Raw genomic sequence first — 24,720 nt, 5'->3', positions numbered from 1 at the left:
TGCTTTTCATCGAGAATTTGCCCACCTCGGGGAGCCTGCACAAAGCCGCTGCTACCTGTGTGATGCCGTCAGGACCTAAGCCTGAGGGCGATCCTCACCAATGCACGCTGAGCCGGATTGGCCCCCGGAACGAGAGACTCGAGGGGTACGCGAATGTCTGCGAGGGATCGAGTTTCATGCCGGGCATGCGCGCGACCAGTTGTTCGAGGAACACCTTCAGTTCGAGCCGGGCCAGCCCTGCGCCCACGCACAGATGGACACCGTGGCCGAAGGCGAAGTGTCGGGACGCGTTGGCGCGGCACAGATCGACTTTCTCGGGCTCCGGAAATTGGGTGGGGTCGTGGTTCGCGGCCGCGATCATGAGAAGGATGCGAGCTCCTTCCGGGATCGTGTGTCCGTCCAGTTGCGTTTCGCGCGTTGCCACCCGTCGCCAGCTGATCACCGAGGGTCTGTAGCGCAGCATTTCCTCGACCGCCTGCGGAATGATCGACGGATCGGCGACAAGGCGCTCCCACAGGTGCCTGTCCTGCAGCAGGGTGAGCAAGGCGCTGGCCATCACGTTCGAGGTCGTTTCGTGCCCGGCCACGATCATCGTGAACAGCATGCTCTCGATCTCGTTGATTGTCAGGTCCTGCGGGTTGGCGCGGTGGCAGCTAACGAGATGGCCCAGAAAGCTGTCCTCGTCCTTCTCCATCATCGCCGCGACGTGGTCCTCGCAGAACTTCCACATCGCGATGAGACCTTCGACTTCGTCGAGCTGCTCCTCTTCGGTGCAGCGCCCCCAGGTCAAGCTCACGCGGTTCGCGGTCCAGGCCTTGACGTCGGGCACGCGATCATCCGGGATGCCGACAAAACGCATGCCGACGTGCGCGGGCAGATCGTAGGCGAACTCGCTGACCATGTCGGCGTGGCGATGCCCGTCCGGATCGACTGGCTTGGCCAGCAGCCTGTCGATGAAATCGTCCGCGAGGCGGCGTATCCAGGGCTCTGCAGCGGCGACACGCTTGGTGCTGAAGGCATTGGTCGCATGTTTGCGGATACGGGCGTGCTGCGGCGGATCGAGATTGGTGAGAACGGGATTCATGCGAAACCCGCTTTCGCGAAGCCGTTGCAGGACCTGCGGGGACATCGGGGTTACCGCGCTGAGCGTAATCGCGGCGCTCCATGTTGCCGGATCGCGGAATATGTCGCGCACATCCTCGTAACGCGTTACCACCCAGTAGTCGATTTCGGGGCTGTAGAAGACCGGCTCTTCCTTCTGCACACGCGCGAAGAAGGGGTAGGGGTCATCGATGAAGGGTCGGTCGAACGGGGTATATTCGGCGGCCGCTCCTGAAACCGGACATCCCGCCATGGCCGCTGCGCTGCGCTTGATGTCGAACTGCGCGGCGGCGCCATCCTCCAGAGCTGATGATCCAGCCATGTCTGCACTCTCCCATGTTGCCGCGTGGGAATCGACGTTCCCTTGTCGGCGTTACATACAGACCTGTATGTGTTCGAATGCAGACCATGTAAATGGATAAATTGCGATGCGGAAAAGGGGGGGCTGAGCCGCGCCATGCGACACGCGGGGAAGGCGTGCCGTGCGAGCTCGGATATCGGGCGGATGTGCAGCGAAAAGTGGCCTGTGCCCTCTAGGGTGTCGTAAGCGGACGCGTCAGGCAGGCCAGGGCGGCATCCAGGTCTTCGAGCCCGCGGCTGTCCGGAAAGGACGGGGCCACCCGCATGAAACTGTTGGCAAGAGCGGAACGGATACGTGCTTCTTCGGGGGAGAAATCCATCTCCTCGAACAACTTCGTAAAGTATCCCAGGCGCAGCCTGTCGACCTCTTCCAGCGCCTTGCGCGCCCTTGGATCGGTGCGCCCCCATTGCCGGATCGCGAGCTCGGTGGTCAGGGTGCGATCTTCCTCTGTGCGCTCGAACGCAATCCTCAGAAGCGCGCGCAGACGGACATGCGGTGACGAACCGGTCGTCTCGAGGCGGGCGATGATCGCCAGTGTCGAGGACGATCGCCAATCGTCGAGAAGACGCGCCAGCAGGGCGTCGCGACTGGGAAAATGCCAGTAGAAGCTGCCTCGGCTGATGCCCAGTTGCTTGGCGAGACGTTCGACGCGAACCGCCTCGATGCCCCGGCGTGCAAGCGCGTCACCGGCAACACGAACCCAGTCGTGATCGTCAACCTTGCTGCGCGCCGACAATTTGCCTCCAGGTCGTTCCTCGGCCAAACCCTTTGCCTTTTCCCGTTTACGAACGCAGGCTGCGCCCTTGGGTGAAGCCTAATGCCGAACATCTGCCGATGTCACAGCATTTGGCAAAACATATTGAACAACCTTTGAATGTTCGACCACTTCGGGGCTTTTCGCGCAAATCGTTTGATGATCCGCCGTCGACGATGGGAGGTGTCGGGTGGCGTACGGGGCACGGGAATTGGCTTGCCTTGCCCCTGCCCTGCGAGGAATGCTGCATCCATTCCCTGAGAAGGGCGAAGGCGTCCATCATCTGCCCGGCCACGGACAATTTCCGGGCGGGCCAGATCGTCGTCATGGAGCAAGGATACGCGGGCATGGCGAATGCGCCGCTAGAGCTATCCGCTTTCATTTTTTTGACACAGCGAAATTATATCGCGGCGGCCATCGCGAACGTCATCACCCGCACCGGCAGCGCCACCCCCGAAGGCGAGGCGCAAGTGACGCTGGGCACTACCGGCCTCTACCGCCTCGACGCTTTCCAGTCCGGTCCCCTGAGTGAAGACACCTACTATGCCATCGGCGGTTCCCTGCGCCAGAACGAAGGCTACCGTGACAGCGGCTTCCCCGCCGACAAGGGCGGCCAGGTGCGCGCGAACATCGTGCATGACTTCGACAACGGTTCGATCAAGGTCTCGGGCCAGTACACCAACGACCACAACATCTTCTATCTCTCGATCCCGACGGCGGATCCGAACGATCCGGCGCGCAGCCTCGACCGCTACCTCGACTACTTCACCGGCACGCTCGACACCGATCAGTTGCGCGCGGTGAACATTCGCTACCGTGACGGAGCCGGGCAGACGCAAGTCCAGACGGGTGACCTCGCGAACGGACGCCACATCCGCTTTGGCAATATCGGCGTCGACTACGAAGGTGATCTCGGCGAATGGCACGTCTCGGCCAAGGCCGGGTACACGCAAGGCAAGAACCACTTCGACGCGCTCTACTCGACCTCGAACCCGGTGGACGCCAATGCGTTTGCAAGCCGCTATCTGGATGCAGCGCAAGGCGCGTTTGGCGCCGGCGTGACCGGACTGGGCTACGCGCTTGCAGGGACCGGCGGCCAGACGACCTACGACCCGTATGCAGATTCCGGGCTCGTCGTCTCGGCCCAGTACCGCTCGATCGTCTCGAAGTTCTACTCGGGCCAGGGCGACCTCAGCGTCACGCGCCCGTTCGACACATCCATCGGCCGTCACGACGTAAAGCTCGGCGCCTATGGCGCGCTCTATGGGGCCTCGACGTTCGCGGCTTACCAGAACTACCTGCTGCAGGTCGCGGGCAACCCCAACGTGCTTGACCTTGCGGCCTATGGTGCGGGCGGCTCGGTGCAGGGCTACGTGACGAACAATGGCGCCCTTCAGGAAGCGGCCTCGCTGAACGGGGGCAACTACGACGGGCAGGTGGTCGCCCTTTACGCCAGCGACAGCTGGGACCTCACCGACCGCTTGCGCATCGACATGGGCCTGCGCCACGAATGGTACAGTTACGATGGCTACTACCGTGTCACACAGGTCGCCGACCTCGGCGATGCGACGACGCTGGCCGACGATGCCACCCGGGCCTTTACCGGCGCCATCGTCACCTCCAGTCCCAAGGTCCGGGCGACCAACTGGACGGTGGGCGTGAATTACGACCTGACCGACAATTTCGGCGTCTACGGCCGCGCCTCGCAGCTTGAAGTCCCGGCCAATGCCTCGGTGACGACCAACGCCAGCGGTTCGCTCGCCAGCACCAAGGCGCGCCTCTTCGAGGCGGGAATCAAGGCGGGATTTGGTCGTTCCTACCTCTACGTCACCGGCTTCTACACCAAGTTCGATCCGCTCAACGCCAGCTTCACCGCGTTCTATCCGACGACGGGGCGTAGCGACCAGACCGTCTCCTTCGTCGGCACGGCCGAGAACAAGGGGATCGAGGCCGACGGCGCACTGCACGTGGCGGGCCCCTTCTCGGTGTCCGGTTCGCTTACCGTGCAAGACCCGAAATACCTCGACTTTGCGAACACCGCAGGCGCGGATGCGACCGCGATGCCCTGCGCGCGCCGGACAAGGTGTGGGGGCATCTGGAACGTCAGGGCGTGTCGATGCTCCTGACCGATGAACCTGAAGCGATGCTGGCCATGCGGGATACATCGGCGCGATAGGAAGGTGCTTCAGCCTGACCTCTGCAGGGCAAGGACAGGCTGAGGTCGTTCGCCTGCACTATCAGATGGGCACATCCTCGCGGTCGGGGACATCGAAGCCATAGGTGCGAAAGGCGGCCTGCACGTCCTCTCCGGTAATGGTAATTTCGCAGTAACCCTCAGGCGTGCCGAGGAACGAGCCTCGCCAGTCCGCGCCCGCCACGGCGCCCGGCGAAATGAAATGCAGGCCGTTCAGCGTAATCTGCTCGAAGACATGGCTGTGGCCCTGGAGAACGGCGATTACGTTGTAGTCCTGCAGGACGCGCAGGACCTCGCGGCCATTGACGACGAAAGTCCAGTTGTGCGGTGTGTTCAGCCACGCGATTGGTTCGTAGCATCCCAGCGCCGTCACCAGCGGGATATGCGTGACCACGATGATGCGCTGGCCCCGGGGCTGCTGCGCCAGATCGGCCTGCAACCAGGCGAGCTGGTCCTCATCGATACGACCTTCGTAGTTGCGGTCGTTGGTCAGACCAATCGAATCGAGCACCACGAAATGGACGCCCTTGTGGTCGAAGGCATAGTACCTCGGGCCAAAGTGCGCGGCATAGAAGGCTTTGCCGTAGTCCGGCGCGTCGGGCGAAATGCTGCTCTCGGTAAAGACACCGAGGCAATCGTGGTTGCCGATGGCATGGTGGACCGTCTTGCGCAGGTGCTCGCGTTCGGTCCGCCGGTAGAGGTCCATCAGCATCGTGGCGCGTTCGCGGTCCACGCCAAGCGCGTCCTCGATATGATCACCGCCATGGATCGCAAAGTCGCAGTCGCTGGCCGAGATCTGTTCAAAGCACATCGCACAGGCCCGGTCCGCGCCCCCTTCGGGCCGGATATGGGTGTCGCTGAGGAAGGCAAAGCGAAAGGCATCCTCGCGCCCGTGCGCTTGGCCAAGGGCAGGTGTGAGTAGGCCGGTGAGCGACAGAGCGGGCGCGCCCAGGGCGGCGTGCAAGAGGTTGCGGCGGTTCATGACGGAAGCTCCTGGCTGGAACGAAAACGACGAGGCCGACGCCGCGGTGCGCGCGCGTCGGCCCCGAAGCTCCTGGGGGGAGATCAGAAGTGGAGGCGTACGGTGCCGAAGACCTGGCGCGGCGCGGCGGGCTGCAGCGTCGTGTAGGTCCCGCCCGGGTCCGAGGTGACGAAGCCTGCGGTGCCGGTCGAGGCGATGTAGCGCTTGTCGAAAAGGTTGTTCACGTTGACCTGCACTTCGATGCCGCCGGCAAAGCGATAGCCCGCCGAAGCGTTGACGTTGACCGCGCCGGGCAGCTTCGCATCGTTGAGGTAGCTGTAGTAGCGCGCGCTGCGGTAGTGCGCGGACACCTGGCCCCAGAGGTGACCATCGTCGTAATCGAGGTCGATGTTGCCGACATTCTTCGGCGAGGCGACGACCTGCTTGCCCTTGGTCGGCACGATGTCGCCGCCAAGCGGCTGCACGTCATCGTCGTAGCTGGCATCGTTGTAGGCCCAGCTTCCGTAGACCGACCAGTTGGGAGCAAACTTCCAGTTCGCGGCCGCCTCGACACCGCGCGAGGTCACGCTACCCACGTTCTGGAGCACGTTCTGATTGCCTACGATCGTGGCGCTGATCGAGGAGGCCAGCAGGCGATTGGTGAACTTGACGTAGTAGCCGGTGAGCGAGAACTGGACGTCACGCCCGTGGAAGCGGTAGCCACCCTCGAAGGTGTTGGTCATCTCGGGCTTCAGGTCGTCGCGGATGTAGTCGAAGCCAGCCTGCGAACTGCTCGAGAAGGGACCGCTTGAGGCCGAGGCGACGAAGGCGGCCATGTTGCGGGTGTAGTCGGCAAAGATCTCGTGCTGGCCATCGAAATCGTAGAGCATGCCAACCGTGGGCAGGAACCAGTTCTGCGCCCTGATCGAGCCATCCATCGGCTTGTTCGCGGTAATCGTCCGGGCCGAACTCTTGGAGACAACGCCTTTGACGCCTGCGTTGAGACGCAGGCTGTCGGTGGCCTGCCAGGTGTCGCCGATGTCGAGCTGGAGCGTATCGGTGTTGAACACGTAGTGCCAGTTGGTGACGAACGGATCGGAGTAGAACTGCTGGAAATTGGGCGGGGTGACGCCCTCTTCCAGGCCGTAGAGGTGCGAGGCCTGCTCGAAGCGGTTGTGTTCGTACCACACGCCGCCTTCGATGGTGTGGTTGCCCGCCTCGAACGAAAGGCGCGAGATAACGCCCTTGCGGTTCACGTCGTAGCGCAGCGCCGAGACCGAGACCGGCGAGCCGCCGTAGGCTTCGGGCGTGGGGTCGTAGGGGTTGGCCCAGGTGCCGATGCCGTGGTCGAGATGGATGTAGCCGATGGTCGAGCCCGACAGGCGCGAGCCGATGTCGTAATCAAGGCGCTCGTAGGCCAGCAGGTCACGTCGCACGCCGCCGCCGTTGTAGACGGCATCGTCGGCGTTGACGTAGGGGGCAGGCACGGTGCCACCGTTCTGGACCACGCGGGCGAGGTCCTCGGCTAGCGCGAAGGTCGGCACGTTGTCGAAATGCCAGCCGTACTGGTCGATCTTGGCGAGCGAGAGGTCGTTGTAGTCGTCCTCGCGGCGGTCGATCAGGTTGAGAAAGGTGGTCGAGGTCACGTTCTCGCCCAAGGGCTGGACATACTTGGCGTTGAGCTGGTCCTGCTCCTGCTTGCCCCAGCCGCGCCACTTGCCCTGCTTGTCGTGCGCGTAGGCGACCATCAGGCGCCCACCCCAGGGCAGTTCGCCCGAGTTCACCCGCGCGAAGCTGTGCCAGGAATTTTCGCTGCCGTAGCTCTGCGCAAGGTCGATGCCGAAGTCCGAGGTCGGCTCGATCGAGGTGAAGTCGATGGTGCCGCCGATGTTGCTGGTGGAGGCCGTTCCCAGCGCACCGCTGCCCTGCGAAAGCGTTGCCCCGCCGTTGTTCTCGCTGAGAAGGGCGCGGTTGATCGAGAGGCCGTTGTTGTTGCGGTACTGCATGTTGCCGAGCGGCACGCCGTCGAGCGTGTAGCCCATCTGGTCGGTGATGAAGCCGCGGATCGAGATCTGCGTGGCGGCCTCATAAGTGCCGTTGGCATCGGAGGAATCGAAGTTCACGCCGGGCAGGCGATTGAGCGAACGCAGCGGCGAGGCGCCCGCCGTGCTCTTGCTCATGGCCTTGGGGGTGACGGTCTGCACCTGGCGCGACTGGCCATAGCCCAGGACGACGATTTCTTCTTCCTGCGCAGCGGCCGCAATGGGCGTTTCCGGAGCCGAGGATGCCGTCGAAGCGGCCTTGAGCGCGATCAGCGTGGCGCTCTGGCTGGCCACGACCAGACCCTGGTCCGCGATCAGGCGGCCAAGCGCCTCGTCACGGGTGTAACGACCGCGCAGGGCCGCAACGCGGCGACCTTGCACCGCGTCGTAGGGAAACGAGAGATGCACCCCGGCCTGCCGTGCGAACGTGTTCAACGCGCTCGCCGTATCCGAGGCCGCGATATCGAAGGAGAACGCGCGCGCCGTATCCTGCGCATGGGCAGCCGCGGGCAGCACGGCTGCCAGCATGGCAGTCGTCGTCAGGTACTTGAACATGAAATTGGACCCCACAAAGTGCTATTGTCGGGGCAGGGATGAATGGCGCGAAGGAAACCGCCACTCGCGCTCGAAAAAAGTTCAGCTGCGCGTGAGAACGATGCTGCCGGTGTCGTCGCGGCGGGTGCGGATGGCAAAGGAGGTCCGCAGCGCCTGCAGGAATTCGGCCGGGTTCGAGGTCGCAAAGGTCCCGCCGACGCGCAGGCGAGAGAGGCCGGGATCGCCGATCACGATCTTGTCCACGAGGTAACGGTTCATCTCCGAGAGGGCATAGTCCAGGCTCTCGCCGTTCAGGACCAGCGTACCGCTGCGCCAGGCGGTGACACGGGCCAGGTCCTCTCCATCATCGCGAACACTGGCCTTACCCGCAGTGGCAAGCGCAGTCTCTCCCGTGCGCAGGCCATGACCGTCCGCGCCGAATGTCCCGCCCCCTTCAAGGACGGTGAGCTCGCAGCTCGCCTCTCGGATGCGGGCGTTGTAGACGCCGGGCACCAGGTGGAAGGTTCCGCCCTGGGTGAGGAGGGAAAGCCTGTGCGCCGCGGTGAGACGAATGGCGATCTCGCCGCGTTCCAGCCAGAGCTTGAGCGGGTCTCCGTCCTTCCAGAAAATGCGGCTGTCGGTGTTGAGATCGACGGTCATTGCCGAGCCGCTCGTCACTCTGGCATTTTCCCCGACGCCGGTACGTGCGCTCTCGCGGGCGGCCGCGCGGTAGGTCAGGCCTGCGGCGCCAAGCGCAAGCGCGCCGACGGCGAGCCCGGCGCGAAGAACCTTACGGCGGCTGCCGCGTATCGTGGGCGAATGGTCTGCGGCCTCGTCCATGCTCTCCTGAGGGGAGCCTGCATCGGACGGTGGTGCGGATGGAACGTCTTCAAGAAGGCGCATGTCACCCATGTCGCTCCACGCGCCTGCAACCTCGGCAAACGCGGCTGCATGGCGTGGGTCAGCATCGCGCCAGGCTTCGAAGGCGCGCACGTCCGCGGTGCCGGCATCGAGGCCGACAAGCCATCCTGACGCGATCTCGATCAAGTCGATACGCGTCGTGTCGGGGCTGGAATTCTCGGGCACTCTACCTCCGGTCGTGCATTATCGTCACGCCGTGCCCGCGTTACAAGGGCAAGACCCTTGGCCAGATGCTTTTCGACCGTGGAAAGCGAAATGGAGAGCGCCTCGGCAATCTGTCCGGGCGCCATCCCCTGGATCTTGCGCATGTGCAGGACCCGCCCGCACTGGGGGGGCAGGCTCTCCATGATGCGAGCAAGCTGGCGCAGTTCCGAGCGGCCGGACGAGACCATGAAGGCATCGGGCGCCGGGTCCGCTACGTCGAGCGCTTCGAGCGAGGCCAGGTAATCGATGCGCACGACGTTCGCCCGGCGCAACCGTTCCAGGGCAAGGTTGCGCACGATCGTGAGGACGAAGCCGCGCGGGGACTGGATCGCGCGGAAATCCTGCGTATCCAGGACCCGCGCATAGGCCTCCTGGACGAGGTCGTCGGCTTCGTCCCGGCCGCAAAAATGCGCGGCACGCGCCCTGTACGCCGCAGCATGGGGCAGCACTTCGGATAGGAACCATCGGTCGATGTCGCGTAGCCAGCCCAAGGCGCACTCCTGTTTGCTGGGCGGCGCTTAGGTGTTCTTTTTGACAGCTTCGGGACATCGAGATTGCACGTTGATGATGGGGCGGCGTCCGTCGGCATCGGCGACGGTGTGGAGCTTGGCGCTGCGATGTACGACTTGCCGTTCGTTACACGGTAGCGGAGGCGGGGTGGTTTGCTCCTCGCTCTCCCTCCCCAACTTGGCGGCCTCAATCCATGAACGGGCTCCGTCGCCTGAGCATGCAACAAAGCCGCGTGATCCTGCGGATCACTTCTGTGCGGTTGCTGTGTTGGCCGGCTACGAGGGTGGGCCCGTTACCGGCTGTGGTTTGGGTCTACAACCAAGCCCAAAGCGGCGGCGGCGCCGGTGGCGACGGCGCAGCACCGGGTGGCGCGCCGTGCCTTCGAACGAAGGTCCGTTCACGAACGCGACGACTCCTCCGCTCTGGGAAGTCTCGGCGACAGGCGGGAGCGCACAGGCATCGAAACCTCCTGCGCCCGAAAGGAGGAGCAAGGCCAGAGGGGGCGAATGGATGAGATCGGCCAGGTCGCGGGGACGCCTGTGAGAAAGTTCATGGCGAGAGCCTTGTCGGGAACGTGCGCGTTGGGGTGGGGGGGGGGGGGGCGTGCCGCAGAGGGAGGTCAGGCGCGCAGCACCGGCGGGCGGGCCTGTGCGATCCAGGCGCTCGCCTTCTCGTAGGCGTGCCCCAGTTGCAGGACGGCCAGATCGGCGTTGCGCGGTCCGATCAGCTGGATGCCGATGGGGAGCTTCGCCGCGCCGCCAAACCCTGCCGGAATGGCGAGAACCGGCAAGGCGGCCATGGTGGCGGGCAAGGTGACTTCCATCCAGCGGTGGTAGGAATCCATGCGCCGTCCGGCGATCTCGTGGGGCCAGTGCTGGTCGACATCGAAGGGGAAGACCTGCGCGGTCGGGAGCGCCAGGAAATCGTGGCGCGTGAAAGCCTCCTGGAACGCCTTGGCGATGCGGGTGCGGCCTTCGCTTGCGGCGACCAGCTGCGGGGCTGTCTGGCGCTTGTAGCCTTCGACTTCCCAGATCGCCTCGGGCTTCATCAGGCGGCGCGTTTCGGGATCGTCGTAGAAGCCCTGAAGGTCGGCGCCGACCGACCAGTGGCGCAGCGTGACGGCGGTCTGCCACATCGCCTCGGCGTCTTCGGACAAGCTCGCCTCGCCCACTTCCATGCCCAGGGATGCGAAGGCACCCAGCGCCTTCTCGCAGGTCTCCAGCACGCCCGCTTCCATGGGCAGGGCTCCGCCCAGATCGCCCAGCCATCCGATGCGCGCGCCCTTCCAGTCGCGCGCGAGCGGCTGCGCGAAGAGGGCCGGGTCGTCGTCCTGCGCAAAGGGGGCGCGTGGATCGGGGCCGGACTGGACCGACATCAGCAACGCCACGTCCTCGACATGGCGCCCCATCGGTCCTGACGTTGCGAAGTTCTGCCAGAACAGGTCGGTGTTGGGGAGCGAGGGAACCCGGCCCCAGGACGGGCGGAAGCCGAACACGTTGTTCCATCCGGCCGGGTTGCGCAGCGATCCGCCGAAGTCGCTGCCATCGGCCAGCGGCACCATGCGCAGCGCCAGCGCCACCGAGCCGCCCCCGGTGCTGCCCCCGGCCGACTTGCGCGGATCGTAGGCGTTGCGCGTGATCCCGAAGACAGGGTTGTAGGAATGCGAGCCCAGTGCGAATTCGGGCACGTTGCTCTTGCCCACGAAGATCGCTCCGGCCGCGCGCATGCGGGCGACGACGAGCGAATCTGCGTCGGGGATGTTGTCCTTCAGGATCGGCGAGCCTTGCGTGCTGGCGATGCCGCGGGTGGAGGCGGTGTCCTTGACCGCGTGAGGGAAGCCATGGAGAGGTCCGTGAAAGCGGCCCTTGGCTGCGTCCTCGTCCAGCCTGCGGGCCTGGGCCAGCGCGGCATCGCCATCGATCCGCGAAACGATGGCGTTGAATCGGGGGTTGAGGGCATCGACCCGTTCGAGATGCGCGGACATCACTTCGCGCGCGGAGAGTTCCTTGCTTCGCAAGGCCTGGGCGAGCGAGACCGCGCTCATGTCGAGGATGTCATTCACAGGCGCATTCTCCCTGGAAGCGGCCAGCACGGCCGGGGCGGTGAGGGCAGAGCCCAGAGCGGGGGCCAGCGCGGCGGAGCGGGTCAGCACGTCGCGTCGGCGCAGGCCCGCAGGGGTGGTTGCTTGTGTCATGCCGAAGTCTCCTTGTCACAGGGGTACAGGGTCACAGGTGCGCATCGAACCAGGCGAGCACGCGCTCCTGGATGTCGCGTTGATGATCGGCGCCGCCGATCCGGTGCGGCTCGCCCGGATAGCTGACCATGCTGGCCGGCTTCCCGAGCAGGCGCAGGCCGCGATAGAAGGCGAGCCCTTGCGCAAGGGGGACGCGCACATCCTCTTCGCCATGAAGGACGAGCACCGGCACCTCGACCTTGTCGAGCGCGCGCAAGGGGGCGGACCGGTCCATCCGGGCGATCGCTTCGGGCGGAAGGCCGAAATAGGCCGTCACGAAGTCGGGCGTGTCGGTGGCGAGCGCGAGCGTCAGCGGATCGGTGGGCGCCGCGCCGATCACCGCAGTGCGAAAGCGGCGGTCGTGGGTCACCGCCCAGGCCGAGAGAAAGCCGCCATAACTCCAGCCTCCGATACCCAGATGTGCCGGGTCGGCGATGCCGCGTGCCACCAGCATGTCCACGCCGTCGGTCAGGTCCTGGTAGTCCCGCGTGCCCCATCCTGAGATGACCCCGCGCGCATAGGCGTTGCCCTGACCTGCCGAACCGCGCGGATTGGGCAGGACGACTGCATAGCCGTGGCTGGCGAGAAGCTGCGCCCAGTCGATCCAGCTGCCCTGCCAGGCCGTGGCCCAGGCTTCGTGCGGGCCACCGTGCGCGAGGACGACCGTCTTGCGCGGGCTGCCCGGCACGTGGTCCGGGGGGAGCACCAGCACGCCATAGATCGTCTGCCCGTCACGCTGGCTGGTCCATTGCACCTCCTCGACGGTGCCGAGCGCAATCCCGCGGACCTGGGGGTTGAGATCGGTGAGCGCGGCAAGCCTGGCGTCCGCGTGTATCCAGATATCGGCAGGACGCTCGGGCGTACTCGCCGCGAGGGCAATCTGGCCGTCTGCCGCCACCGAAAAGTCCGTGATGCGTCCCTCAAAGGGCAGGTGCGGGCTGGCCCGTCCGGTCCTGGCGTCGATGCGGACGATCTGCTGGCGGGTATGGACGACAGCGCGGGCGAGGAGCGTGTCGGCCTCGCCCGACCATACGATCTGCCGGATCGTGCCGTCGAGTTCGGCACCGACCTTGCGCACTCTGCCCGAGGCGACATCGGCAACGAAGGCGTCGATTCCAATGGTCCCTTGGGCCGGCGCGGTGAAGGCGACCTTGCGGCTGTCCGGCGACCAGCTGGCCCCGCTGTAGGCGCTCTCGCGCAGGGTGCGCAGGCTCGCGCCGCTGGCAACATCCAGCACGCGCAGTTCGGAATGGTAGAAACGGTCGTTGAGGCCCGAGGTCGCGGCTGCGCGGACCGCGATGCGCGTCCCATCGGGCGACCAGCTGACATCGGACAGCGTGCGCCCCTTGACCGCGATGCGCCGCACAGCGCCCGAGGCCAGGTCCTGGATCCACAGGTCGACCGGGACGCCCGGCGCATCGACCTCCTGGATCGGGTGGGCGGTGTCCTCGCGCGGTGCGCGCGCCAGCACCGCGAGGCTCTGGCCGTCTGGGGCCCAGGCAAAGCTGCGCACGCCATCTGCGAAGCGCGTGAGGGGACGAGGTTCCTCGCGGCCGGGGCGCACGATCCAGACCTGGCGCGTGGCGGTGCCGCTCGGGTCGTCCGATGCCTTGCGGTTCGAGATATAGGCGATGGCCGTGCCATCGGGCGACCAGCGCGGGCTCCCCTCCTTCCACGTGCCCTGCGTCAGGCGCACCGGGGGCGAGGCGCGGTCGTGCGCCGCGATCCAGATTTCCGAGTGCTCCGGCGCGCCCGTCGCCAGGCGGGGCTGGGTGACGTAGAGAACCCGCGTGCCATCGGGCGCTATCTGCGGGTCGTGGACCCCGGTCAGGCCCATGATGTCATTCGGTGTGATGCGGCGTTCGACCTGCCCCATCGGTGCAGGGGCGGCCGTATCATGAGGCGCGGCGGTCTGGCCGGAGGTGGCAGAGCCGAGACTGGCGGCCAATGCGCCTGCCAGCAGAATCGGCCGGAGTTGCGCGGTTGCCGCGCGCGAAAGGTCCTTCACCTGCGATGCCCTCTTGCGATTGACGGGATGTTCAAGGCGCGAAAAAGGACTGCGGGGCAGGTACGCGTGCCCCGCAGTCCGGTCGGGACCCGATCAGAACTCGAGGCGTACGCCGATCGTCATGTACCGACCGATCACGTCGTAGTACGGCGTGAAGGTGGAGTAGATCGGCGGATCCTTGTCGAACAGATTGGCGACGTTACCGTAGATTTCCAGCGACTTGCCGCCGGCAACCGCAACTTTCTGGCTGAGGTTGAGGTCGAAATACATGAAGGCGGCGTAGTCGTTGTTGGTCAGCGTGGGCCGCGTGCGGTCCCAGTACCCGGCCGAAATGAACCGCCCGCGCACGAGACCGCTGAACCCGTCGCTGGCATAGCCGAGCGAGAGGTTGGCGCGCAGGCGCGGGGTGCCGTCGCTGAAGGCATAGCCCTGCGTACCGACGTACTCGATCTTGGTGATGTCATCGTCGCGGGTGAAGCTGTTCACCCAGGTCCCGATGAGACGCACGTCGATCCGGCCGTTCGCCGAATTGTTGAGCGGCAGGCTATAGGCCACCTCGGCGTCGATCCCGTCGGTCTTGAACTGCGCGAGGTTTACCTGCGAGGACGTGATGCTGGTGATCCGGCCCGCGCTGTCACGGTTGATGTAGCCGCACAGGTTCGTGTTGCCCGCCTCGCAGCGGTCGACGATGTTTTGTCCGCCCAATGTCGAGATGACATCGTTGATCGCGATGTTGAAGTAGTCGATCGAGGCGGTCAGGCCGGGAAGGGGCGCCATCGTCAGGCCCGCCGTCCAGGTGTTTGCCAGCTCGGGCTGCAGCTGCGGGTTGCCCCCGCCGTAGATCAGGGTGCTGGTCGTCCCGGCATCCGGATTGCGCGGATCGACGATGCCGCCGTAGCTCATCGTCGGGGTGGTGTAGAGCTCGGTAAGATTGGGCGCGCGAATGTCGCGCGAACGGGTCACGCGGCCGATGACGCCCGGAAAGAACTCGTTGGTCAGGCCCAGCTTCCAGGACCAGATCGTGCCGCTCGTGCTGTAGTCGGAGGCGCGCACCGCGCCGTTCAGTTGCAGATTGCGCAGCAGCGGGGTGTCGTGGACGAGCGGCAGGACGACTTCGGCGAAGGCTTCCTTCACGTTGTAGCTGCCCGAAAAGCCGCTGAAGTTGAAGGTCCGGAAGGCGCCGGCTGCGTCCATCTCGCTGATGTTAGCGCGGGTGGAGAGACGGCGCCCCTCGACACCCAGGGCAATCGAGACGGGGCCTGCGGGAAGGTCCACCGGCTCGCCGCGCAGGGAGGCGCCATAGGTGTCGAGCTTGTCGAGCCCGTTGAAACGCGGCGTTCCGGTCGTGTACTCGATGGCGGCCTGGCTGGGCGCGCCCTCGCCGAAGAGGTCGAGCGGCACGCAGCCGCTGACGCCCTGGGTCAGCTCGACACGGCAGACCGGCGCGCCGGTGGCCGGGTCGATGACGGCGTCGACCGCGTTGGCGAAGTTTTCGGCGATGAGGAAGCCCGGCGTGCGCAGCTTGTTGCGGTATTCGCCGTGGCTGTAATAGGCGCCATAGCGCCAGCGTCCGTCGCCGAAGCTGCCATCAAGGGCGATCGTGCCCTGGATGTTGCGGCGGTCGACGTCGATGTCCGCGAAGGCAAGATCGCCGTTGAAGCGCGACAGCGTGAAGCTGCCCTGCCCGGCCGCGGCCAGTGCCTGGCGGATATCGTTGTTGAGAAAGGCGTTGTCGGCCTGGATCGTCCAGTTGTCGATGTGGCTGCCGAACCAGGCATAGGAATTGTAGAAGCGCGAATAGCGAAGGTCCGCGCTGATCTGCAGCGTGTCGGTCAGCTCATAGGACGCCTTTCCCATGATCGCGTAGCGGCGCTGGGGCGTGACGAGCACGCTGTAGTCATCGTTCGAAGGGCCTTCACCGCCGATCATGCTGCTGCCGACGACCGCGCCGATGTCGGGGGTGCGCAAGGTGCCGTCCGGGTTGAAGCCTTGCCCCTGCAGCACGCCCGAGGTGATGTAGCCTCCCTTGAGGCGCGTGGCATAGCCGATGTTCGGGGTCAGCGTGGTGTTGCCAAGGCTCGACCAGCGGCCGGTATTGGCCCGGTCGGTACGCCGGGGAATGCCCTTGTTGTCGACGTATTCCCCGCCGATCACGAAATGCCCCCGACCATCGGCGAAGCGCGTCCCGAACTTGCCCGAGATGCCGTACTCCTGCGCGTCCCCGCGCGAGGAAATGCCGCTGTGGGCGCCCAGACGTACGCCTTCGTAGTCGCTGTCGACGATGAGGTTGACGACGCCTGCGACCGCGTCCGAACCCCAGGCGGCCGAAGCGCCGCCCGTGACCACATCGACGTTGGCGATCATGATCGAGGGAACCGAGTTCAGGTCCCCGTCGACCAGCCGGCGGCCATCCATGAGCAGGAGCGAGCGCTGCGCGCCAAGGCCACGGATGTTGATCGGAAAGCGCCCCGCGCCGGTGTTCGTGCTCGACGTCACCGGGGATTCGGCGGCCTTGAACTGGGGCAGGTCGGCGAAGGCGGCGCCCAGGTTCGGACGGCTCACGACCTGCAGGTCGGCCTGCGTCATGCGCAGGAGCGGAGTGGGCGATTCGTAGCCCGGAAGATCAATGCGCGAGCCCGTCACGACAATGCCTTCACCCGAAGATCCCGGCGTGGCGGCGGCGTCCTGGCGGGTCGCGGATGGCGCACTGTCGGCGCGTTCGATGCGATACCCTCCGCGCGCATTGGCCACCGCGCGAAGGCCGCTTCCCCGCAGCAGGCGGGCGATGGCATCCTCGCTGGCATAGCGACCGCGCAGCGCAGGCGCCGTCCGGCCCGCGGCAAGATCGGGCGCGACGACGACCATGATGTCGGACTGGCGCGAGAACTCCAGCAGGCTGGAGGCCAGCGCCTGGGCCGGAATATCGAACTGACGCACCTGCGTCTGCGCCATGACCGGCGTGGCCGTGGCGAGTGCCGACACCGAAACCCCGAGCGCCGAGGCCAGCACCAGACGCGATTTGAATAGGCTCAACATTTGCATTTCCCCCTGATCCGTCCCTGAACGGTGGCGCTGCCCGGTGCCGCGACGCAGTGTCCGCATGCACCGACCAACACCCCGATGACGCACGCGGAGAGGCGATCGTCAGGGGGTAGGTGAAATTTTTTTGTCACAAGGGAGCCGCACGCGATGCAATATGTCGGGAGGGCGGGGTCGCGAGGTTCTCAGCGACGGGCGCGGTCAAGGCGGAAGGCGCCGTCCGGGGTCTCCTGCGCCGTGACCGGAATGACCCCGTCAAGCGCGCTGACGAAGGCGGGGATCTCGCTGACCTTGAAGGCGGCCGTGACGCGCAGGTCTCCGATGGCCGGATCGCGCATCGTCACCCCCGGCGCGTAGTAGCGGTTCACGTCGGAGACGAGATCGGCAAGTCGCACGTTGTCATAGACGAGGCGCCCCTCGCGCCAGGCCCCGGGGGAGGGGGCAGGCGATGGTGGGGCTGGACGCGATGCTCCGGTGGGCATTTCGCCAGATGGGCCCGGTGCTGCCAGGCCTGGTGCGGCAGTGGTAAACTGGACCTCGGTGCGCTCCCCGGCGCGAAGACGGGTGGCGCGCAAAGGCGCTCCATCGCCTCCGGGATGGGCCACTTCGACCTTACCCTGGAGCACCGCGACGCGCACCGACTGGTTGGTGAAGTTGACGTCGAACTTGGTGCCCAGCACGCGCACGCGTGACGGCCCGGCCTCGACAGTGAAGGGCCGACTGGCGTCATGGACAACCTCGAAGAACGCTTCGCCGCGGGTCAGCGCAACGCGGCGCTGCGCATCGGCAAAGCGCACCTCGAGCGTCGAGGCCGGCGCGAGCGTCACCTGCGAGCCATCGGGCAGCGTGATGAGCCGCGTCTCGGCAAGGCGGGTCTCGTAGCGTTCCGGGGCAAGCGGGCGCAGCAGCAGCGAGATGGCCACGACGGCGACAAGCACGGCGGCTATCGCGGCCCATGCCATCGGGTGCCGTCCGAAACGGGTAAGGAATGAGCGCATAGGCACGCCGTCCGCCTCTGCTTCGGGCGGTGGCGGGGCCAGATCGGCGAGGCCTTCCAAGGCGGCGATATCGCCCCAGGTGCGCGAAAGCTCCTGCCAGGTGCGTTCGTGGCGCGGGTCGGCCGCGCGCCAGGCATCGCGTTCGCGCCGTTCCTCCGCGCCAAGCTCGCGTTCACTGGCCAGCACGACCCAGTAGCTCGCCTGCTCGTCGATACGGTCCCTGTCTTCGCGGGCGGCCTGCGACGTCATGTTTCTTCCTCCGCCTCCCTCAGCGCGCGCTCGCATTGCACGAGGGCCTGGGCCGCGTGCATCTTCACCAGGGTCGGCGAGCATTTGAGTTGGCGCGCTATCTCTGCGTAGCTTACGCCGTGAATGCGGTTCATAATCAAGACCTGTTGCCGGCGGGGATCCATCGCGCGAATTGTCCGCTCGAGGATCTGCCATCGTTGCTTTGCCGATAAGACGCGCTCGGCATCGCAGTCGTCATGCAGCGCGCCCAGAATCTTTTCGCCCTCGGCATGGTCGCTGCGCACTTTCTGGCGGCGGCGCTGGTCGAGGACGTAGTTGCGCGCCGAACGGGCCAGGAAAGCCTCCGGGCTCTCGATGGCATGACGGTCCTCGCGCACCGCAAATTTCTCGAAGGCGATCTGGACGACGTCTTCCGGATCAGGTGGACCGGGGCCGAAGTTCGCCGCGACATAACGGCGCAGCCGGTCCCGGTAGCCGCGATAGAGCCGATCGAGCTCCTCGCCCGAACCGGTCGGGGCGGGCGTGACGACGTCCTTCGATGTGGATTTGGAACTCATTGAAGACGCCGCTTCCCTTCACGCGCGAGGGGACCAAATCCCGGACCGGGATGCAAGTGGACTTTTTACATTGCCACGATCCGGGAGATGGGGGCCTCAGGAGGCGGGACGCGGCGCGAGGTGGACGCCCGCCAGCATGCAGCGAACCGAGCCTCCGGCCATTTCGATGGTCGGCACGTCCAGCGGGACAAGGCGGGCGGCCCGCTCCAGCCGGGCGATCTGCCGGGCATCGAACGCGCGCAGAGCGCGCGACGACAGCGCGATGACCGGCCCGGAACGCCCGTCCAGCTCGATCAGGTTGCCGCAGAATTCGCCGACCTGCTGCTGATCGATGGCGATCAGCTCGCGCCCGTTGCCGGTCAGACGGGCGTAGAGTTCATCGCGGCGGCGTGCATCGCGCAACGTGTCGAGACCCGCGACGCACAGCTTGGTGCCAATGCTGAGCATGACGTTGGTATGGTAGATCGCCATCCCGTCTGCGTCCATTGCCTCGAACATCATCGGCTCGAAGGCAAAGCGGGTGCAGAACCGCTCGAGCAGGACCTCGCTGGCGCGGTTGGAACGGGCCGCATAGGCCACCCGCTCGCAGTGGTCGAGCACGATGGCGCCCGTGCCTTCGAGGTAGAGCCCATCATGTTCCAGCCCCGACCAGTCGGTCACTTCCTGGACACGGTAGGCCCGCTTGAGGAAGGTGACGATGTCCTCGCGGCGTTCGGAACGGCGGTTGGGCGTGAAGAGCGGGAAGATCGCCAGATGCCCGCCCGAATGGGTCGAGAACCAGTTGTTGGGAAAGACCGAGTCGGGTGTCGCCGCCTCGCTGTCCTCGAACAGGTGGACCCGGATCCCCGCCGCCTCCAGTCGGTCCGCCGCGCACGAAACTTCGGCATGGGCGGCCTCGGCCAGCGCCGCGCGGGCATCGGCCCGGATCGCTGCCGTGCTCTGGAAGGCGTTGTCACATCGGGTTTGCGGGTTGGGCGCGAAGAAATGGGGGCGGATCATCACGACCGCCCCGGGCGCCTGGACCGAGGGCATCAGGCGTGTGCGGGCTGGCGGGGCGAGAGCAGGCCGAACAGGTCGCGCGGGTCCTGCGGCTGGGCAATGAGATCGAGCTCGGTGTGCGGCGCGTGCTTGGGCAAGAGGTCGTAGAGATAGCGCAGCGCGGAGAAGTCCTCGATGCCGAAGCCCACCGAATCGAAGATCGTGATCTCCTCGTCGCTCGTGCGCCCGGACGCCTTGCCCGAGAAGACCGACCACAGCTCGGTGACCTCGAAATCGTCCGGCATCTGCTGGATTTCGCCTTCGATGCGGGTTTGCGGGGTATACTCCACGAAAACCCGGCCGCGCTGGAGGATCTCGGGGGCAAGTTCGGTCTTGCCCGGGCAGTCCCCGCCCACCGCGTTGATGTGCAGCCCTGCGCCGGTCATGTTGGCGCTTAGGATGCGCGCGTTCACCTTGTCGGCGGTGACGGTGGTGACGATGTCCGCGCCGATCACCGCCTCGTCGGCGGACGGGGCGATCACGACCTCAATGCCGCTGTCGGCGAGGTTCCGGGCGAACTTGCGCGAAGCGGCCGGATCGATGTCCCAGGCCTGCACGCGGGTGATGCCCAGCAGGGCCTTGAACGCGGTCGCCTGGAATTCGGACTGCGCGCCCTGTCCGATCATGGCCAGCACACGCGAGGCGGGCCGGGCGAGATAGCGCGCGGCAAGCGCCGACATCGCGGCCGTGCGCAGCGCGGTCAGCAAGGTCATCTCGCTGACCATGACCGGGTAGCCGGTATCGACGCGGGTGAGCACGCCCAGCGCCGCGACCGTCTGAAGGCCCGCCGCGGTGTTCCCGGGATGGCCGTTCACCTGCTTGAAGGCGAAATATTCACGATCGGCCGCGGGCATGAGTTCGATCACGCCGCCGGGCACGTGGCTGGCGTAGCGCGGGGACTTGTCGAATTCCTCCCAGCGCTCGAAATCGGCCTCGATCCGCTCGGCGAGGCCGCGCAGGAAGGCCTCGAGGCCGACCGCTTCGACGATCTCGGCAAGATCTGCAACGCCAATGAAAGGTACCATGCTGTGTCTCCTGATTTTCGCTCAGGATAGGCAGGCAGGTTTCATGGTGAATGTCGAAAATGGCTACATTTGTGCTGGATATTAGGCTATTTGCATGGCCGTGATGGGCAATTTGACATGATATCTCTCGACAAGCTGGACCAGAGCCTGATCGGCATCCTGCGCACCGATGGCCGCGCGCCCGTGTCCAAGATCGCGCAGATCCTGGGCGTGTCGCGCGCGACGGTCCAGACCCGGCTCGACCGTCTGGTGCAGAGCGGCGCGATCCTGGGCTTCACCATCCGCGCGCAGGAGGAAGCGCCTACAGGGGCGATCCGGGCGATCATGCTGGTCGAGGTCGCCGGCCGTTCGACCGATGCGGTGATCCGCCTCCTGCGCGGGATCCGTGAGATCCATGCCCTGCACACCACCAACGGCGCCTGGGACCTTGTCGCCGAGATCGTCAGCCCGACGCTTCCCGACTTCGACCGGGTCCTGCGCGAGGTGCGGATGATCGAAGGTGTCCTCAACAGTGAGACAAGCATTCTGCTGCGATCGCTGGCATGACGCTGGCATGACGCTGGCAGGGCCCGGCCATCTTGCCTTTGTCCCTGAAAGTGAAATTTGCCGCTAGCTGGCAGCTCACACGGTAGGGGAGGGCAAGCTGTCGGCCTGCTTCCCACGGACGAAAATCGGCGGCCACATGGAGTTCGGTTCCTTGCTTGGTAACAAGCCCTAGCCTCGCAGGCTGGCTGCAGCTTCGGCAACCCGCGCACCCCCATATGATCGTTCCAAACCCCTTCCTGTCCGTTCGCAGGTGTTCCGGTGATTCAGTAGCGATCCTCCATGCCTGGAAACTGCGGGAGTGCCGGATCGATGTAGTCCCAGGCGAGCTTGTCCTTGACGTAGATGGCGGCCGTTGGAGTGACCGAGTTGGGATCATCGAGCGTGCCGGACTGGAAGATCGTCAAGGGGCCGGGAAGATCGCCCGTCGTGAACAGCCGGCTCGCGCACGTCGGGCAGAAATGCCGCGAAACCCGGCCGCCGGTGTCACCTGTCGTCGTGTAGTTTGCGATTGGCCCGGAAACCGTCACGCGGTCCTTGTGGAACCCGGCAATCGTGGTGTGCCCGGTCCCTGTGGCCAACTGGCAATCGCGGCAATAGCATTGCCAGACCCACTCCGGCTCTCCCTCCAGTTCATAGCGGACAGCCTGGCACATGCAGCCCCCGGTTCGGGGCGAAGGGGACGGTTCTACGCGATCAAGCGGCGCGCTCATGCGTCCTCTTCCTCCGATACGGCTTCCTCGCGGATCAGCCGCTCCATCATCTTGCGCATCAGGAAGGGGCCCTTGTCCTGCGGCAGGAAGAGCTTCTCGACTTCGGGATCGGTCCGGTCCCAGATCTTCTGTTGCTCCTCGATCATCTCGCGATCTTCCTCGAAGGTCGCCATCACGACATCCATCCGCTCGGCCAGCTTGCGCGTCATCTCGGGCGTGTTGCCGATGAGGCCTGTGGCGTAGTGATAGGCGGTGTGCGTGGCGTCGATCGGGGTCACGGCCTGCTGTTCGATGTTGCGGCTGACAGGCTCGATACCGACCGGCTCCTTCATCCCGCACTCCATTGCGGTTCCTGCCGGGTAGCGGGCGCCGCGCAGGACGAAGATGCCCGGGACGTGAAAGTCGTAGCTGATCCAGGTGTCGACCGTCTCGCCGTTCTGCGCGCCGGGCAGATCGGCATCGACGAACCAGCGCTCGAAGCGGACCGAGCGGTCCTGCGTGGTGATGCGCGGCGCGCTCTGCGCCCACCAGGCCCCTGTTGCGATGCGCAGCGTCGTTTCATGCACGAAGTCGACATGCGACAGATCGCACAGGTTGTCGTGCACAAGCTGGTAGTGGGCATCGTATTCGATGCTGTTGGCCCGCATCGGCTGTTCGGGATTGTCGATCCCATGGGCATCAGGGATCAGCGCCTCGTCGGCCCTGTCGGCATCGCCCATCCAGACCCAGATCCAGCTGTCCTTCTCGACGACGGGATAGGTGCGGATCGCGACCTTGGGAGGTGTCTCCAGTAGCGGAACATGGGCGCAGCGCCCGTCCGGCCCGAACTTCATGCCATGGTACATGCAGCGGATCGCATCGCCTTCCACCCGGCCCATCGAGAGGGGCGCATGGCGATGTGGGCAGCGGTCTTCGGCCGCGTGCAGCCGGCCCGTCGTTTCGTCGCGCCAGACTACGACAGGGTCGCCGATGATGACACGGCCAAGCGGTTTGCCCGGCGCAAGGTCGCGCGTCCAGCCAAGCACGTACCAGGAATTGCGAAGGAACATGAGCCTCTCCAGTGTTGTCTTGTTTGAGCGTATGTATGACATACGCATGAGATTTTGCTAGTCCTTTTGCGTGACCGTTTCTGCACCCTCGAAATTCCGCTCCATTCCCGACGTGGAGCGCATCGCCCGGTTCCGTGATCGCCCCGCCGTCTGGCTGAGCTATGGCGGCGCGGCGGTCCTTGGCACCTATCGGGAACGCCTGGAGCCACTGGGCCTGCGCCCAAGCTGGGTGACCGCACTTGCCATCGTCGAGGAAAAGGAGGGCATCACGCAAAGCGGCCTGGCGCGCGAACTGCGGATCAACCGCGCGTCGGCCATGGCGATCAGCCAGCGCATGGACGAGGAAGGGTTGGTGCTGCGCGAGGCTCTGCCCGGACGCAACCGCACCGGATTGACCCTGACCGCAAGAGGCAAGGAGCGCCTCGCGCAGGCTTGCGCCATCGAGCGGCGCATGGTCGAGGACTGGATGGGCGACATTGGCGAGGAGGACTTCGAGGTCTTCCTGCGCGTTCTCAAAACTCTGGTCGCGCGGGCAGCCTGTTCACAGCACTGCGACTGAGACCTTGCTCACAGCCAGGCCGAGAACTCCAGACGCGGCAAGTCCAAGGCTGGGCGCAGAGCACTGCCCTAAGCGGAAAGGTGATGCTGGCAGGCCTCTTGGGGGGCGCATGTACAAGCTGATTTTGTCGTATGTGGGGAGGGATGCAATGGCGGGGCTGGGTTGAGCGATGTCAAAGCTCCACTAAGCGGAGCGATAATGCATTGGAAGGTGGTATTCCAAAGCACACTCCGAGATTCGAGCATCGTTCGTCGAACCGACAATCGGATTGGGCCACCCATTCAGCTAGGTCGCGTTGACAAAAGGGATTCCCAGTCCGGCGAAATTCTGATTCAAGCCTGCCTTTTGGAAGGACAGGCATGGATTGTGGTGACCTGAGCGACGCAGAATGGGATTTGATTGGGCCACTGCTTCCCCCCCCGAGCGAGGCGGGCATGCCCGTCCTGCAGGAAATAATCGACGCTATCTCAACGGAATGCTGCCCGTTCTCCGGGTTGGCTGCCCCTGGCGGGATATGCATGAGCGTTATGGGAAGTGGAATTCAGTCTACGTCCGCTTCCGCCGCTGGGCTGAGCAGGGCGTCTGGGATGCCATATTACAAGCGCTGGTCGATCTCCGCGTGACCGACGACTGGCAACACATGATCGACAGCATCACGATCCGGGGCCACGTATCGGCCGCGGGCGCTAAAGGGGGGCTTGTAAGGAGGCTTTTGGGCGATCACGCGGCGGCTTTACGTGCAAAGTCCATGCCCGCTGCGACAATCAAGGCCTCCCTCTCGGCTTCCACATGACCGGCGGGCAAGTATCCGATTACGGCGGCGTCCATCACCTGATGGCCATGCCAGTGCCCAAGCCCACCGCCTTGCTTGCGGGCAAAGGCTATGACGGCGACCGCTTTCGTGAGGAACTGGTTCTGAGCAATATCCTACCCGTTGTCCCGCCGCGCTCGAACCGCAAGGCTCCAGAACATCCCGACTATCGTCGCTACCGCGACCGCGACCGCAATCGCATCGAGCGCATGTTCGGCTTCCTCAACCTCGCCGCCGCCAGGCTGTGGCTGAAACATTTTGTCAACGCGACCTAGGGTTTGTGGGGATTCATCGTGATGCGGTGATTGCCGCGTCG

At 65.4% G+C, this 24,720-nt stretch carries 18 protein-coding genes and 1 pseudogene; 4 read left to right on the top strand and 15 right to left on the bottom strand.

What is annotated here, in order from left to right; all coding sequences use genetic code 11:
- Positions 1-94 precede the first annotated feature (94 nt).
- Positions 95-1,423, bottom strand: coding sequence for a cytochrome P450 (locus tag MTR65_RS11995; RefSeq protein WP_243800450.1), 1,329 nt, complete (start codon positions 1,421-1,423; stop codon positions 95-97).
- Between the two features lie 211 nt (positions 1,424-1,634).
- Entirely contained in the window at positions 1,635-2,225 is a 591-nt protein-coding gene (locus MTR65_RS11990; RefSeq protein ID WP_243800447.1) for a TetR/AcrR family transcriptional regulator, read from the bottom strand.
- Positions 2,226-2,602: 377 nt separating this feature from the next.
- Between MTR65_RS11990 and MTR65_RS11985 the strand changes: the two genes are divergently transcribed.
- Positions 2,603-4,342, top strand: coding sequence for a TonB-dependent receptor domain-containing protein (locus MTR65_RS11985; RefSeq protein WP_243800445.1), 1,740 nt, complete (start codon positions 2,603-2,605; stop codon positions 4,340-4,342).
- A gap of 111 nt (positions 4,343-4,453) precedes the next feature.
- Here the strand turns inward: MTR65_RS11985 and MTR65_RS11980 are convergent, their stop codons facing one another.
- The 11 genes from MTR65_RS11980 to MTR65_RS11930 all read right to left on the bottom strand — a co-directional run bounded on the left by MTR65_RS11980 (position 4,454) and on the right by MTR65_RS11930 (position 20,729).
- Entirely contained in the window at positions 4,454-5,392 is a 939-nt protein-coding gene (locus tag MTR65_RS11980) for a metallophosphoesterase family protein (RefSeq protein WP_243800442.1), read from the bottom strand.
- 83 nt (positions 5,393-5,475) lie between these two features.
- Positions 5,476-7,968, bottom strand: coding sequence for a TonB-dependent receptor (locus MTR65_RS11975; RefSeq protein ID WP_243800439.1), 2,493 nt, complete (start codon positions 7,966-7,968; stop codon positions 5,476-5,478).
- 81 nt (positions 7,969-8,049) lie between these two features.
- On the bottom strand, positions 8,050-9,033 hold the full coding sequence (locus MTR65_RS11970) for a FecR family protein (RefSeq protein ID WP_243800437.1): 984 nt from the start codon (positions 9,031-9,033) through the stop codon (positions 8,050-8,052).
- Positions 8,991-9,563 (bottom strand): RNA polymerase sigma factor, encoded by a 573-nt coding sequence (locus MTR65_RS11965; protein ID WP_243800434.1) that lies wholly within the window; start codon positions 9,561-9,563, stop codon positions 8,991-8,993. Before MTR65_RS11965 ends, MTR65_RS11970 begins: the two co-directional genes overlap by 43 nt.
- Before the next feature lie 638 nt (positions 9,564-10,201).
- Positions 10,202-11,776 carry an amidase gene (locus MTR65_RS11960; RefSeq protein ID WP_243800432.1) on the bottom strand — a complete coding sequence of 525 codons (1,575 nt, stop codon included), beginning with the start codon at positions 11,774-11,776 and terminating at the stop codon, positions 10,202-10,204.
- 31 nt (positions 11,777-11,807) lie between these two features.
- Complete coding sequence (locus MTR65_RS11955; RefSeq protein WP_243800430.1) at positions 11,808-13,823, bottom strand: S9 family peptidase; 2,016 nt, start codon at positions 13,821-13,823, stop codon at positions 11,808-11,810.
- A 93-nt stretch (positions 13,824-13,916) separates the two neighbouring features.
- Positions 13,917-16,859, bottom strand: a complete 2,943-nt coding sequence (locus tag MTR65_RS11950) for a TonB-dependent receptor (RefSeq protein ID WP_243800428.1) — start codon at positions 16,857-16,859, stop codon at positions 13,917-13,919.
- Positions 16,860-17,047: 188 nt separating this feature from the next.
- Positions 17,048-18,109 carry a FecR family protein gene (locus MTR65_RS11945; RefSeq protein ID WP_243800426.1) on the bottom strand — a complete coding sequence of 354 codons (1,062 nt, stop codon included), beginning with the start codon at positions 18,107-18,109 and terminating at the stop codon, positions 17,048-17,050.
- Complete coding sequence (locus MTR65_RS11940; protein ID WP_226637827.1) at positions 18,106-18,666, bottom strand: RNA polymerase sigma factor; 561 nt, start codon at positions 18,664-18,666, stop codon at positions 18,106-18,108. Before MTR65_RS11940 ends, MTR65_RS11945 begins: the two co-directional genes overlap by 4 nt.
- A gap of 96 nt (positions 18,667-18,762) precedes the next feature.
- Positions 18,763-19,665 (bottom strand): citrulline utilization hydrolase CtlX, encoded by a 903-nt coding sequence (ctlX, locus tag MTR65_RS11935; protein WP_243800424.1) that lies wholly within the window; start codon positions 19,663-19,665, stop codon positions 18,763-18,765.
- A gap of 32 nt (positions 19,666-19,697) precedes the next feature.
- Positions 19,698-20,729, bottom strand: coding sequence for an ornithine cyclodeaminase (locus MTR65_RS11930; RefSeq protein ID WP_243800422.1), 1,032 nt, complete (start codon positions 20,727-20,729; stop codon positions 19,698-19,700).
- 117 nt (positions 20,730-20,846) lie between these two features.
- Here MTR65_RS11930 and MTR65_RS11925 point away from each other — a divergent pair, with 117 nt between their 5' ends.
- Positions 20,847-21,275: an Lrp/AsnC family transcriptional regulator gene (locus tag MTR65_RS11925; RefSeq protein WP_039390495.1), complete on the top strand. Its 429-nt coding sequence runs from the start codon at positions 20,847-20,849 to the stop codon at positions 21,273-21,275.
- Between the two features lie 263 nt (positions 21,276-21,538).
- Here the strand turns inward: MTR65_RS11925 and MTR65_RS11920 are convergent, their stop codons facing one another.
- Positions 21,539-21,985, bottom strand: a complete 447-nt coding sequence (locus MTR65_RS11920; RefSeq protein WP_472977679.1) for a GFA family protein — start codon at positions 21,983-21,985, stop codon at positions 21,539-21,541.
- Complete coding sequence (locus MTR65_RS11915) at positions 21,982-23,034, bottom strand: aromatic ring-hydroxylating oxygenase subunit alpha (protein ID WP_243800417.1); 1,053 nt, start codon at positions 23,032-23,034, stop codon at positions 21,982-21,984. Before MTR65_RS11915 ends, MTR65_RS11920 begins: the two co-directional genes overlap by 4 nt.
- Positions 23,035-23,104: 70 nt before the next feature.
- Here MTR65_RS11915 and MTR65_RS11910 point away from each other — a divergent pair, with 70 nt between their 5' ends.
- Together MTR65_RS11910 and MTR65_RS20305 are read left to right on the top strand one after the other, a co-directional pair.
- Positions 23,105-23,593 carry a MarR family winged helix-turn-helix transcriptional regulator gene (locus MTR65_RS11910; protein WP_243800414.1) on the top strand — a complete coding sequence of 163 codons (489 nt, stop codon included), beginning with the start codon at positions 23,105-23,107 and terminating at the stop codon, positions 23,591-23,593.
- Positions 23,594-23,952: 359 nt separating this feature from the next.
- Positions 23,953-24,679 (top strand): annotated as a pseudogene (locus tag MTR65_RS20305) (IS5 family transposase).
- Positions 24,680-24,720 lie beyond the last annotated feature (41 nt).

This window comes from Novosphingobium mangrovi (genome assembly GCF_022818885.1).
Lineage (GTDB): Bacteria > Pseudomonadota > Alphaproteobacteria > Sphingomonadales > Sphingomonadaceae > Novosphingobium > Novosphingobium mangrovi.
The sequence above is the reverse complement of the archived record's forward strand: the minus strand, read 5'-3'. Positions and strand labels throughout refer to the sequence as shown.

Coding starts and splice junctions, on each gene's coding strand:
- MTR65_RS11995 (WP_243800450.1), bottom strand. CDS start 1,423: ATGGCTGGATCATCAGCTCTGGAGGATGGCGCCGCCGCGCAGTTCGAC.
- MTR65_RS11980 (WP_243800442.1), bottom strand. CDS start 5,392: ATGAACCGCCGCAACCTCTTGCACGCCGCCCTGGGCGCGCCCGCTCTG.
- MTR65_RS11975 (WP_243800439.1), bottom strand. CDS start 7,968: ATGTTCAAGTACCTGACGACGACTGCCATGCTGGCAGCCGTGCTGCCC.
- MTR65_RS11960 (WP_243800432.1), bottom strand. CDS start 11,776: ATGACACAAGCAACCACCCCTGCGGGCCTGCGCCGACGCGACGTGCTG.
- MTR65_RS11950 (WP_243800428.1), bottom strand. CDS start 16,859: ATGTTGAGCCTATTCAAATCGCGTCTGGTGCTGGCCTCGGCGCTCGGG.
- MTR65_RS11945 (WP_243800426.1), bottom strand. CDS start 18,109: ATGACGTCGCAGGCCGCCCGCGAAGACAGGGACCGTATCGACGAGCAG.
- MTR65_RS11940 (WP_226637827.1), bottom strand. CDS start 18,666: ATGAGTTCCAAATCCACATCGAAGGACGTCGTCACGCCCGCCCCGACC.
- ctlX (WP_243800424.1), bottom strand. CDS start 19,665: ATGATCCGCCCCCATTTCTTCGCGCCCAACCCGCAAACCCGATGTGAC.
- MTR65_RS11930 (WP_243800422.1), bottom strand. CDS start 20,729: ATGGTACCTTTCATTGGCGTTGCAGATCTTGCCGAGATCGTCGAAGCG.
- MTR65_RS11925 (WP_039390495.1), top strand. CDS start 20,847: ATGATATCTCTCGACAAGCTGGACCAGAGCCTGATCGGCATCCTGCGC.
- MTR65_RS11920 (WP_472977679.1), bottom strand. CDS start 21,985: ATGAGCGCGCCGCTTGATCGCGTAGAACCGTCCCCTTCGCCCCGAACC.
- MTR65_RS11915 (WP_243800417.1), bottom strand. CDS start 23,034: ATGTTCCTTCGCAATTCCTGGTACGTGCTTGGCTGGACGCGCGACCTT.